The 12,212-nt window shown below is 65.3% G+C and carries 11 protein-coding genes; all 11 read left to right on the top strand.

Features of this window, described 5'->3' with window-relative positions:
* The first annotated feature begins 82 nt into the window (after positions 1-82).
* The 11 genes from TSH20_RS06775 to TSH20_RS06725 all read left to right on the top strand — a co-directional run bounded on the left by TSH20_RS06775 (position 83) and on the right by TSH20_RS06725 (position 12,211).
* Positions 83-712: an NADH-quinone oxidoreductase subunit C gene (locus TSH20_RS06775; protein ID WP_109074000.1), complete on the top strand. Its 630-nt coding sequence runs from the start codon at positions 83-85 to the stop codon at positions 710-712.
* A gap of 53 nt (positions 713-765) precedes the next feature.
* Positions 766-1,983, top strand: a complete 1,218-nt coding sequence (locus tag TSH20_RS06770; protein WP_109074079.1) for an NADH-quinone oxidoreductase subunit D — start codon at positions 766-768, stop codon at positions 1,981-1,983.
* Complete coding sequence (nuoE, locus tag TSH20_RS06765) at positions 1,980-2,606, top strand: NADH-quinone oxidoreductase subunit NuoE (RefSeq protein WP_109073999.1); 627 nt, start codon at positions 1,980-1,982, stop codon at positions 2,604-2,606. Before TSH20_RS06770 ends, nuoE begins: the two co-directional genes overlap by 4 nt.
* A gap of 16 nt (positions 2,607-2,622) precedes the next feature.
* A complete protein-coding gene (gene nuoF / locus TSH20_RS06760; RefSeq protein WP_109073998.1) occupies positions 2,623-3,912 on the top strand; it encodes an NADH-quinone oxidoreductase subunit NuoF in 1,290 nt (429 codons plus the stop codon).
* Positions 3,913-3,927: 15 nt separating this feature from the next.
* The gene (nuoG, locus tag TSH20_RS06755; protein ID WP_109073997.1) at positions 3,928-5,991 is read left to right on the top strand and encodes an NADH-quinone oxidoreductase subunit NuoG; all 2,064 of its coding nucleotides are present in this window, start codon (positions 3,928-3,930) and stop codon (positions 5,989-5,991) included.
* Complete coding sequence (gene nuoH / locus TSH20_RS06750) at positions 5,984-6,994, top strand: NADH-quinone oxidoreductase subunit NuoH (RefSeq protein ID WP_109073996.1); 1,011 nt, start codon at positions 5,984-5,986, stop codon at positions 6,992-6,994. The genes nuoG and nuoH overlap by 8 nt, the downstream gene beginning before the upstream one ends.
* 108 nt (positions 6,995-7,102) lie before the next feature.
* Positions 7,103-7,591: an NADH-quinone oxidoreductase subunit NuoI gene (gene nuoI / locus TSH20_RS06745; RefSeq protein WP_014248411.1), complete on the top strand. Its 489-nt coding sequence runs from the start codon at positions 7,103-7,105 to the stop codon at positions 7,589-7,591.
* Positions 7,592-7,609: 18 nt separating this feature from the next.
* Positions 7,610-8,224 carry an NADH-quinone oxidoreductase subunit J gene (locus TSH20_RS06740; protein ID WP_109073995.1) on the top strand — a complete coding sequence of 205 codons (615 nt, stop codon included), beginning with the start codon at positions 7,610-7,612 and terminating at the stop codon, positions 8,222-8,224.
* Positions 8,225-8,226: 2 nt separating this feature from the next.
* Positions 8,227-8,535, top strand: a complete 309-nt coding sequence (gene nuoK / locus TSH20_RS06735) for an NADH-quinone oxidoreductase subunit NuoK (RefSeq protein WP_014248409.1) — start codon at positions 8,227-8,229, stop codon at positions 8,533-8,535.
* Between the two features lie 9 nt (positions 8,536-8,544).
* A complete protein-coding gene (gene nuoL, locus TSH20_RS06730) occupies positions 8,545-10,659 on the top strand; it encodes an NADH-quinone oxidoreductase subunit L (protein ID WP_109073994.1) in 2,115 nt (704 codons plus the stop codon).
* A 25-nt stretch (positions 10,660-10,684) separates the two neighbouring features.
* A complete protein-coding gene (locus tag TSH20_RS06725; protein WP_109073993.1) occupies positions 10,685-12,211 on the top strand; it encodes an NADH-quinone oxidoreductase subunit M in 1,527 nt (508 codons plus the stop codon).
* Position 12,212 lies beyond the last annotated feature (1 nt).

The raw sequence follows: 12,212 nt of genomic DNA, 5'->3' as shown, positions 1-12,212 counted from the left end.
ACCGGCCGGGGCCGACAAGGCTCCGGTCCCGTGGCCGGAAGAGAAGCGCGCTGAAGACAAGTAGGAAGGCAGGGTCCCACCCATGTCCGAACAGGCGTTGAAGGAACTCGGGGACGTCATCGCCGCCAAGATCGGCGGCGACGTCCTGAAGGTCGAGGTGAGGCTCGGCGAACTGATGGTGACGGTCAAACGGCCGGCCATCCTGGCGGTGCTGACCGCGCTGCGCGACGATCCGGCCACCCGGTTCGAGCAGCTGACCGACATCACCGCGGTCGATTACCCGGACCGCGCGGAGCGGTTCGAGGTCGTCTACCAGCTGCTCAGCTACACCCACAACCGGCGCATGCGCGTGAAGCTGGCCACCGACGAGGACACGCCCGTCCCGTCGGCGGTCGCCGTCTTCAGCGCCGCGAACTGGTTCGAGCGCGAGGTGTGGGACCTGTTCGGCATCTTCTTCGAGAACCATCCGGACCTGCGCCGCATCCTCACCGACTACGGGTTCGAGGGTCACCCCTTCCGCAAGGACTTCCCGCTGACCGGCTACGTCGAAGCCCGCTACGACGAGGACCAGAAGCGCGTGATCTACGAGCCGGTCCGTCTGACCCAGGATTTCCGCGCCTTCGACTTCCTCAGCCCGTGGGAAGGCATGACCAACGTCATGCTGCCCGGCGATGAGAAGGCGGCCCTCCAGGACGGGAGCAAGAAGCCGTGAGCATGACCGTTTCGACCGAATCGGCGACCGGCGTCGTCTCGACTGGTCCGGCAATGACTGGTCTGGGCGGGGCGATCAGCGCCTCCGGTCCGGAGACCAAGACGCAGATCAAGCCCTACACGATGAATTTCGGGCCGCAGCACCCGGCCGCCCACGGCGTGCTCCGTCTGGTGATGGAGCTGAACGGCGAGGTGGTGGAGCGTTGCGATCCGCACATCGGCCTGCTGCACCGCGGCACCGAAAAGCTGATCGAGTACAAGACCTACGTCCAGGCCGTGCCGTATTTCGACCGCCTGGATTACGTCAGCCCGATGTGCATGGAGCACGCCTATGTGCTCGGCATCGAGAACCTGCTGCAGATCAAGGCGCCGCTGCGTGCCCAGTACATCCGCGTGCTGTTCTCGGAAATCACGCGCATCCTGAACCACATCCTGTCGATCACGACCGGTGCGCTGGACGTCGGCGCGATCACCCCGGCGCTGTGGGGCTTCGAGGAACGCGAAATCCTCATGGAGTTCTACGAGCGCGTATCGGGTGCCCGCCTGCACGCCAACTATTTCCGGCCGGGCGGCGTCGCCTGGGACATCCCGGACGGGCTGCTGGACGACATCTGGGCCTTCACCGAGCGTTTTCCGAAGTTCATGGACGACCTCGAAAGCCTGCTGACCGAGAATCGCATCTTCAAGCAGCGCACGGTCGACATCGGCATCGTCACGAAGGAGCAGGCGCTCGACTGGGCCTTCACCGGTCCGATGCTGCGCGGCTCCGGCGTCGCCTGGGATCTGCGCAAGTCGCAGCCCTACGAAGTCTATGACCGCATGGAGTTCGACGTCCCGGTCGGCCTGACCGGCGACTGCTGGGCGCGCTATCTCGTGCGCATGGAGGAGATGAAGCAGTCGCTGCGCATCATCCGCCAGTGCTGCAAGGAGATGCCGGCCGGTCCCTACAAGATCCAGGACCGCAAGGTGTCCCCGCCGCCGCGCGGCGAGATGAAGCGCTCGATGGAAGCGCTGATCCACCACTTCAAGCTCTTCACCGAGGGCTTCCACGTTCCCGCCGGCGAGACCTACACCGCCATCGAGGCGCCCAAGGGCGAGTTCGGCGTGTATCTGGTGTCCGACGGCACCAACAAGCCCTACCGCTGCAAGATCCGCGCGCCGGGCTTCGCCCACCTTCAGGGCCTGGACTTCATGTCGAAGGGTCACATGCTGGCCGACGCCGTCGCCAACATCGCCTCGATGGACATCGTTTTCGGAGAAATCGATCGATGAGCGCGCCCGCTTCCGATCACGGCCACGCCGAGCCGACCAGCTTCACCTTCACTCCGGAAAACCTGGAGCTGGCGAAGCGCATCATCGCCAAGTACCCGCAGGGCAAGCAGGCCAGCGCCTGCATGCCGCTGCTGGACGTCGCCCAGCGGCAGAACGGCGGCTGGCTGCCGCGCGTCGCCATGGACGCCGTGGCCGACCTGCTCGGCATGCCGCGCATCCGCGTGTACGAGGTCGCGACCTTCTACACGATGTACAACAAGAACCCGGTCGGTAAGCACCACATCCAGGTCTGCACCACCACCCCCTGCTGGCTGCGCGGGTCGGACGAGATCGTCCACACCTGCAAGAGCAAGCTCGGCATCGACGTGGGCGAGACCACGGCCGACGGCCAGTTCACGCTGGGCGAGGTCGAGTGCTCGGGCGCCTGCGTCAACGCGCCGGTTGTGCAGATCGGCGACGATTACTACGAAGACGTGGCGCCGGAGCATATGGAGCGCATCCTCGACGCGCTGGCGCGCGGCGAGACGCCGAAGCCCGGTTCGCAGATCGGCCGTCAGTCCTCGGAGCCGGTCGGCGGCCCGACGACGCTGAAGGCTTTCACCACCGCGCAAGCGGACGATTGAGGGGGAGGGGACAGCGATGCTTCGCGATGAGGACCGCATCTTCACCAACCTCTACGGCTACCAGGACTTCGGTCTCGAGGCGGCCCGCAAGCGCGGTGACTGGGACAACACGGCATCCTTCCTGGCCAACGGCCGGGACTGGATCATCGATCAGGTGAAGGAATCGGGGCTGCGCGGCCGTGGCGGCGCCGGCTTCTCGACCGGCATGAAGTGGTCCTTCATGCCGAAGAACGTGACCGACAAGCCCGTCTATCTCGTCATCAACGCCGACGAGGGCGAGCCCGGCACCTGCAAGGACCGCGACATTCTGCGCCACGATCCGCACAAGCTGATCGAAGGCTGCCTGATCGCCGGTTTCGCCATCGGTGCCAGCGCCTGCTACATCTACATCCGCGGCGAGTTCTACAACGAGGGCTCCAACGTCCAGCGCGCCATCGACGAGGCGTATGCGGCGGGGCTGATCGGCAAGAACGCCTGCGGCACCGGCTACAGCTACGACGTCTACATCCACCGCGGTGCGGGCGCGTACATCTGTGGCGAGGAAACCGCGCTCATCGAGTCGATCGAGGGCAAGAAGGGGCAGCCGCGCAACAAGCCGCCGTTCCCTGCCCAGGCCGGTCTCTATTCCTGCCCGACCACGGTGAACAACGTCGAATCGATCGCGGTTGTTCCCACCATCCTGCGTCGCGGCGCCTCCTGGTTCGCCGGCCTCGGCCGTCCGAAGAACTCGGGCACCAAGCTCTTCTGCATCTCCGGGCACGTGAACAATCCGTGCAACGTGGAAGAGGAGATGGGCATCCCGCTGAAGGAGCTGATCGAACGCCACGCCGGCGGCGTGCGCGGCGGCTGGGACAACCTGCTGGGCATCATCCCCGGCGGCTCGTCGGTTCCGGTCCTGCCGAAGTCGATCTGCGACACCGTCCTGATGGATTTCGACAGCCTGCGCGAAGTGCAGTCGGGCCTCGGCACCGCCGCGGTGATCGTGATGGACAAATCCACCGACATCGTGAAGGCCATCGCCCGCCTGTCGCAGTTCTATGCGCATGAGTCCTGCGGCCAGTGCACGCCGTGCCGCGAAGGCACCGGCTGGATGAACCGCGTCATGCAGCGCATGGTCACCGGCAACGCCCGCCTGGAAGAGATCGACATGCTGCTGCAGGTCACCAAGCAGGTCGAAGGCCACACCATCTGCGCGCTCGGCGACGCTGCCGCCTGGCCGATCCAGGGCCTGTTCCGCCACTTCCGTCCGGAAGTGGAGCGGCGCATCCAGGCCTACCGCAACAGCGCCCCGCTGGCGGCCGAGTAAGGAGTTCCCGTTCCCATGCCGAAACTGACCATCGACGGGATCGAGATCGAGGTCGAGCCGGGCACCTCGATCCTCCAGGCTTGCGAGCAGCTGGGGATCGAGATTCCGCGCTTCTGCTATCATGAGCGCCTCAGCGTGCCGGCCAACTGCCGCATGTGCCTCGTGGAGATGGAGCGCGCGCCCAAGCCGGTCGCGTCCTGCGCCATGCCCTGCGGCGACGGAATGGTCGTCCGCACCAACAGCGAGACCGTCCTGAAGGCCCGCAAGGGCGTCATGGAATTCCTGCTGATCAACCACCCGCTGGATTGCCCGATCTGCGATCAGGGCGGCGAGTGCGATCTGCAGGACCAGGCCATGGCCTATGGCTTCGACCGCGGCCGCTACGGCGAGAACAAGCGGGCGGTCAAGGACAAGTATATGGGTCCGGTCATCAAGACCATCATGACCCGTTGTATCCACTGCACCCGCTGCATCCGCTTCATCAACGAAGTGGCCGGTGTTCCCGATGTCGGCGCCGTTTACCGCGGCGAGCACATGGAGATCACCACCTTCGTCGAGAAGGCGATCGGCTCGGAGCTGTCGGGCAACCTCGCCGACGTCTGCCCGGTGGGTGCTCTGACCCACAAGCCCTATGCCTTCACGGCCCGTCCGTGGGAGCTGCGCAAGACCGAGACCATCGACGTCCTCGACGCCGTCGGCTCGAACATCCGCGTCGATGCCCGTGGCGCCGAGGTGATGCGCGTCCTGCCGCGCGTCAACGACGACATCAATGAGGAGTGGCTGAACGACAAGAGCCGCTACTCGTACGATGGTCTGAAGCGCCAGCGTCTCGACCGCCCCTACATCCGCCAGAACGGCAAGCTGGTCCCGGCCAGCTGGGCCGAGGCCTTCACCGCCATCTCGGCGCGCCTGAAGGGCCTGCCCGGCAACCGTGTCGCCGCCATCTCCGGCGATCTGGTCGATGTCGAGGCGCAGTTCGCGCTGAAGGAGCTGCTGTCGCGTCTCGGTTCGACGAACCTGGACTGCCGTCAGGACGGTGCGCGGTTCGACACCTCGGTTCGTGCCGGCTACCTGTTCAATTCGGGCATCGCCGGCATCGAGAAGGCCGACGTGATCCTGCTGGTCGGCACCAACCCGCGCTGGGAAGGCACGCTGGTCAACGCCCGCATCCGCAAGCGCTATCTGGCCGGTGGCGTCACCATCGCCTCCATCGGCGAGCAGCGTGACCTGACCTATCCCTACAGCGTGATCGGCTCCGGTCCGGACACGCTGCAGCAGCTGGTCGACGGCAGCCATCCGTTCGCCGAAACGCTGCGCGCCGCCAAGAACCCGATGATCATCGTCGGCATGGGCGCCTTCCAGCGCGCCGACGGTCTCGCGGTCCAGGCCGCCGCCCGTCTGGTCGGTGAGGCCTACGGCATGTTCCGCGACGACTGGAACGGCTTCAACGTCCTGCACACCGCCGCGGCGCGTGTCGGCGGCATCGAGGCCGGCTTCCTGCCGGGCGAGGGTGGCCGTGACACCCACGGCATCCTCGACGGCGCGTCGAAGGGCGAGATCGACTTCGTCTACCTGCTGGGCGCCGACGAGATCGACATGGCCAAGCTTGGCAACGCCTTCGTCGTCTACCAGGGCCACCATGGCGATGCCGGCGCCCACCGCGCCGACGTCATCCTGCCGGGCGCCGCCTACACCGAGAAGAACGCGGTCTACGTCAACACCGAAGGCCGTCCTCAGCTCGCCCGCCTCGCGGTCTTCCCGCCGGGCGAAGCGCGCGAGGATTGGAAGATCGTCCGCGCCCTGTCGGAAGTCCTGGGCACCACGCTGCCCTTCGACACCCACGGTCAGCTGCGCCAGCGGCTGATGGCGGCGAACCCGATCTTCGGTGCGGTCGGCGAGATGACCCCGGCCAACTGGGCGCCGTTCGGCGCGCAGGGCCCGGTCGATGCCGCCCCCTTCGTGACGCCGATCACCAACTTCTACATGACCGACCCGATCAGCCGGGCCTCGGTGACGATGGCCAACTGCACGGAAGCGCTGGTGGGCCCTGCTCAGGAGAGGACTGGCACCCATGGCTGAGTTCTGGAGCGGCTTCCTCCTGCCGCTGATCATTATGGTTCTGGAGATCCTGGCGATCACCGTGCCGCTGCTGGTGGCCGTCGCCTTCATGACCTATGCCGAGCGCAAGATCATGGGCGCGATGCAGCTGCGCCAGGGACCGGCGATCGTCGGTCCCTTCGGCCTGATGCAGCCCTTCGCCGACGGCCTGAAGCTGTTCGCGAAGGAGCAGATCCTGCCGGAAGGCGCCAACCGCGTCGTGTTCTACGTCGCGCCGATGCTGACCTTCTTCCTGGCGCTGATCGCCTGGGCGGTCATCCCGTTCGACTACGGGGTGGTGCTGTCCAACATCAACGTCGGCGTGCTGTACCTGTTCGCGATCTCCTCGCTGGGCGTCTACGGCATCGTGATGGCCGGCTGGGCCTCGAACTCGCGCTACGCCTTCCTCGGTGCGCTCCGTTCCGCGGCGCAGATGGTGTCCTACGAGGTCTCGATGGGCCTCATCATCATCACCGTGCTGCTCTGCGTCGGTTCGCTGAACCTGACCGACATCGTGCGGGCCCAGGAGACGGTCTGGTTCTGCATTCCGCTGCTGCCGATGTTCGTGATGTTCTTCATCTCGGCGCTCGCGGAAACCAACCGCGCTCCCTTCGACCTGCCGGAAGGCGAGTCGGAGCTGGTCGCCGGCTTCATGGTCGAGTACAGCTCGGCTCCCTTTGCGCTCTTCTTCCTTGGCGAATACGCCAACATGATCCTGATGAGCGCGATGACGAGCATCCTGTTCCTCGGTGGCTGGCTGCCCCCGCTGCCCTTCGCGCCCTTCACCTGGGTGCCGGGCATCGTGTGGTTCGCGCTGAAGATCGCGTTCTGCCTGTTCACCTATGTCTGGGTTCGCGCCACCGTGCCGCGTTACCGCTACGACCAGCTGATGCGGCTGGGTTGGAAGGTCTTCCTGCCCCTGTCGCTGTTCTGGGTCGTGCTGACCGCCGGCGTTCTGGTGACCTTCGGCTGGCTGCCGAAGTAAGCAACGGCGAAAGCCGGCAACCGAACCCACCATCGACATGTCGATTTGAGTGCCGGCGAGCCGCCCGACCAAAGGGCGGCTGCCGGCGAGGAAGGAGACGAAGAGGCCATGGCGTTCCTCGACCGCGCGGCGCGCAGCCTGTTCCTGACCGAGCTGCTGGGCGGCATGGCGCTGACCTTGCGCTACATGTTCAAGCCCAAGGTCACGATCAACTACCCCTATGAGAAGGGCCCCATCAGCTCCCGCTTCCGCGGCGAGCATGTGCTCCGCCGCTATGCGAACGGCGAGGAGCGCTGCATCGCGTGCAAGCTGTGCGAAGCGGTGTGCCCGGCTCTCGCCATCACCATCGAGGCCGAACCGCGCGACGACGGCAGCCGCCGCACCACGCGTTACGACATCGACATGACCAAGTGCATCTACTGCGGCCTGTGCCAGGAAGCCTGCCCGGTCGATGCGGTGGTCATGGGGCCGAACTTCGAGTTCTCCACCGAATCCCGTGAAGAGCTCTTCTACAACAAGCAGAAGCTGCTGGCGAACGGCGACCGCTGGGAGGCGGAAATCGCCCAGAACCTCGCGGCCGAGGCTCCTTACCGGTAAGCGGAAGCGAGAAAAACGATGATACTCCAAGGCATCGCCTTCTACGTGTTCGCCGCGCTGCTGGTGGCCTCCGGTGTGATGGTCATCTCGGCGCGGAACCCTGTTCATTCTGTCCTTTTCCTGATCCTCGCCTTTTTCCAGGCGGCCGGTCTCTGCGTCCTGATGGGCGCCGAGTTCATCGCGATGATCCTCGTCATCGTCTATGTCGGTGCCGTCGCCGTGCTGTTCCTGTTCGTGGTCATGATGCTCGACATCAACTTCCGCGAACTGCGCAAGGGTGCGATGGAAGCGCTGCCGCTGGGCGCGCTGGTCGGGCTGATCCTGCTGGCTGAACTGGCCGCCGTGCTCGGCGGCTGGATCGTGGCTCCCAACGTCGCCGCCATCGCCGGCGCGCCGACCCCGGCGCTCGATCAGGTCACGAACACCCATGCGCTGGGCCGGCTGATGTACACGCAGTACGTCTACCTGTTCCAGGCGTCGGGCATCGTCCTGCTGATCGCCATGATCGGCGCGATCGTGCTGACGCTGCGGCACCGTCCGGGCGTGCGCAAACAGAATGTCGGCGCCCAGATTTCCCGTCGCCGGGAAGACGTGGTCGTCATTCGCAAGGTTACGACCGGGGAGGGCGTGTGATCATGGAGATCGGTCTCGGACATTACCTGACGGTCTCGGCCATCATCTTCACGCTGGGTGTGCTGGGCATCTTCCTGAACCGGAAGAACGTCATCATCATCCTGATGTCGATCGAGATGATGCTGCTGGCGGTGAACCTGAACCTCGTCGCCTTCTCGACCTTCCTGCACGATCTGGTCGGCCAGATCTTCGCCATGATCATCCTGACCGTCGCCGCCGCCGAGGCGGCCATCGGCCTCGCCATCCTGGTGGTCTACTTCCGCAACCGCGGCTCGATCCGAGTCGAAGACATCAACATGATGAAGGGCTGAGGCGGCGCCATGGAAGTGCTAGTCGTATTCCTTCCGCTCCTGGCGTTCCTCGTCGCCGGATCGATCGCGCTGTTCGGCGGGCCGAAGGCCGAGCCGGCGGCCGCGGGTCACGGAAGCCACGGTCATGGCCATGACGATCACGGGCACGCCCAGATCGCCCATGCCCATGACGATCATTCCCATCACATCTCGCATGACGAGCTGGACCACGCGCACGACGATGCCCACGACGACCACCATGTCGTCGCCGGGCCGCCGACCGTGGGCGACCGCGTCTCGCAGTTCGTGACAGCGGGCGCAGTCATCGTCTCGGCGATCCTGTCCTGGATCCTGTTCTTCGACGTCGCCGTGCACGGCAACCCGCGCACGATCGAGCTGATGACCTGGATCCAGAGCGGCACGCTGGACGTGAAGTGGGCGCTGCGCGTCGACCAGCTCACCGCGGTGATGCTGATCGTCGTCAACACCGTGTCGGCCTGCGTGCACGTCTACTCCATCGGCTACATGGCCGAGGATCCGCAGAAGCCGCGCTTCATGGGCTACCTGTCGCTGTTCACCTTCGCCATGCTGATGCTGGTGACGGCGGACAACCTGGTCCAGCTGTTCTTCGGCTGGGAGGGCGTCGGTCTGGCCTCCTACCTGCTGATCAATTTCTGGTACGAGAAGCCCTCTGCGAACGCCGCCGCCATGAAGGCCTTCCTGGTCAACCGCGTCGGCGACTTCGGCTTCGCGCTCGGCATCTTCGCGATCTTCGTGCTGACCGGTTCGGTCCAGTTCGACACGATCTTCGCCAAGGCCCCGACGCTGACCGGCGAGACGCTGCATTTCCTCAGCTGGGACTTCAACGGCCTGACCATCGCCTGCCTGCTGCTGTTCATGGGCGCGATGGGCAAGTCGGCGCAGCTTGGTCTGCACACCTGGCTGCCGGACGCGATGGAAGGCCCGACCCCGGTGTCGGCGCTCATCCACGCGGCGACCATGGTCACCGCCGGCGTCTTCATGGTCTGCCGCCTGTCGCCCGTCTTCGAATATGCCCCGACGGCGCTCGAGGTTGTGACGGTGGTCGGCGGCCTGACCGCCTTCGTCGCGGCGACCATCGGCTTCACCCAGTTCGACATCAAGCGCGTCATCGCCTATTCGACGATGTCGCAGCTCGGCTACATGTTCTTCGCCGCCGGCGTCTCGGCCTACGGCGCGGCCATGTTCCACCTGTTCACGCACGCCTTCTTCAAGGCTCTGCTGTTCCTCGGCGCCGGCTCGGTCATCCATGCCCTGCACCATGAGCAGGACATGCGGAAGATGGGCGGTGTCTGGCGCAAGATTCCCTTCACCTATGCGGTGATGTGGATCGGCAATCTGGCGCTCGCCGGCCTGCCCTTCTTCGCCGGCTACTATTCCAAGGACATGATCCTGGAGGCGGCCTTCGCCTCGGGCAGCGGGGTGGGGCGCTTCGCCTTTGCCCTGGGCATCGCGGCTGCTCTGCTGACCGCCTTCTACTCCTGGCGCCTGCTGTTCATGACCTTCCACGGCACGCCGCGGATGGACAAGGAAGTCTACGACCACGCCCACGAATCGCCGGTCGTCATGCTGATCCCGCTGGCGGTCCTGACGCTTGGCGCGCTGTTCGCCGGCTTCGGTTTCCACCAGTGGTTCATCGGCCACGACCGGATGGAGTTCTGGGGCAAGGCCATCATGACCCTGCACGAGCATGACGCCATCGAGGCCGCGCACCACCACACCCCGGGCTGGGTCGCCATCGCCCCGCTGGTGGTCGGCCTGATCGGTATCGCCATGGCCTACATCGGCTATGTGATGATGCCGCGCCTGCCGGGCCGGATCGCCTCCACCTTCCGCGGCATCCACCAGTTCCTCTACAACAAGTGGTACTTCGACGAGCTGTACGACGCGCTGTTCACCCGTCCGGCCAAGGCTATCGGCTACGGCCTGTGGAAGTCTGGCGACGGGGCGGTGATCGACGGCGTGGGGCCGGACGGCATCGCCGCCGCCACCCGCGACGTCGCGGCACGCGCCAGCCGGCTGCAGTCGGGGTACGTCTATCACTACGCCTTTGCCATGGTGATCGGGGTCGTCCTGCTCGTCGCCTGGCTGTCGGTCTTCGGCTGAGCGGTTTCGAAGGAGAACAACAACAATGGCTAGCTGGCCGATCCTGTCGTTCGCGACCTTCCTGCCGCTCGTGGGCGTCGCGCTGATCCTGCTGTTCTGCCGGGGCAATTCCCCGGACGTGCTGCGGAACGTGCGGTACATCTCGCTGTGGACGACCCTCGTCACCTTCGTCCTGACCCTTCTGGTCTGGGCCAACTTCGATCCCCGCAATCCCGGCTACCAGATGGTCGAGAAGGCGGGCTGGATCCCCGAGTTCGGCATCAACTACCACATGGGCGTCGACGGCATTTCGGTGCTGTTCGTCGTCCTGTCCGGCTTCCTGATGCCGCTGTGCATCCTGGCGAGCTGGGAGTCGGTGCAGGTCCGCCTGAAGGAATACATGATCGCGTTCCTCGTGCTGGAAACCCTGATGATCGGGATGTTCTGCGCGCTGGACTTCATCCTGTTCTACATGTTCTTCGAAGGCGTCCTGATTCCGATGTTCCTCATCATCGGTGTCTGGGGCGGCCCGCGCCGCGTCTATGCCGCATTCAAGTTCTTCCTCTACACGCTGCTCGGCTCGGTCCTGATGCTGTTGGCGATCCTGGCCATGTATTACGTGGCGGGCACCACCGACATCCCGACCATCACCGCCACCCAGTTCCCGCGCAACATGCAGCTGTGGCTGTGGCTGGCCTTCTTCGCCTCCTTCGCGGTGAAGGTGCCGATGTGGCCGGTCCACACCTGGCTGCCGGATGCCCACGTCGAGGCGCCGACCGCCGGCTCGGTGATCCTGGCCGGTGTGCTGCTGAAGATGGGCGGGTACGGCTTCCTGCGCTTCAACATTCCGATCCTGCCGGAAGCGACCGAGTATTTCGCGCCGCTGATCTACACCCTGTCGGTCGTCGCCGTGATCTACACCTCGCTGGTCGCTCTCGCCCAGGAGGACATGAAGAAGCTGATCGCCTACTCGTCGGTTGCCCACATGGGCTTCGTCACCATCGGCATGTTCGCGCTGAACCAGCAGGGCATCGAGGGTTCGGTGTTCCAGATGCTGTCGCACGGCGTCGTGTCGGGTGCGCTGTTCCTGTGCGTCGGCGTCGTCTATGACCGGCTGCACACCCGCGAGATCGCCCGTTACGGCGGCCTCGTGAAGAACATGCCGAAATACGCGGTGGTCTTCCTGTTCATGACCATGGCCTCGGTCGGTCTGCCGGGCACCGCCGGTTTCGTCGGCGAGTTCCTGGTGCTGATGGGCGTCTTCCGCGACAACACCTGGGTCGCCGCCCTGGCCGCCACCGGTATGGTTCTGGGCGCGGCCTACGCGCTGTGGCTGTACCGCCGCGTTGTCTACGGCAAGCTGACCAAGCCGGACGTCAAGGCGATGTTCGACATAACTCCGCGCGAAATCGCGGTGTTCGTGCCGCTGATCGTTGTCGTCCTGTGGATGGGCGTCTATCCCAGCAGCTTCCTGAACGTCACCTCGGCATCGGTCGAGCAGCTGATCCAGACCTACCAGACCAAGCTGGCCGCGTCGCACGCCGCGTCCGGTGTCTCGGTCGCCGCTCGGTAAG

The organism is Azospirillum sp. TSH20 (assembly GCF_003115935.1).
Classification (GTDB): domain Bacteria; phylum Pseudomonadota; class Alphaproteobacteria; order Azospirillales; family Azospirillaceae; genus Azospirillum.
This window is presented reverse-complemented; position numbering and strand designations above follow the sequence as displayed.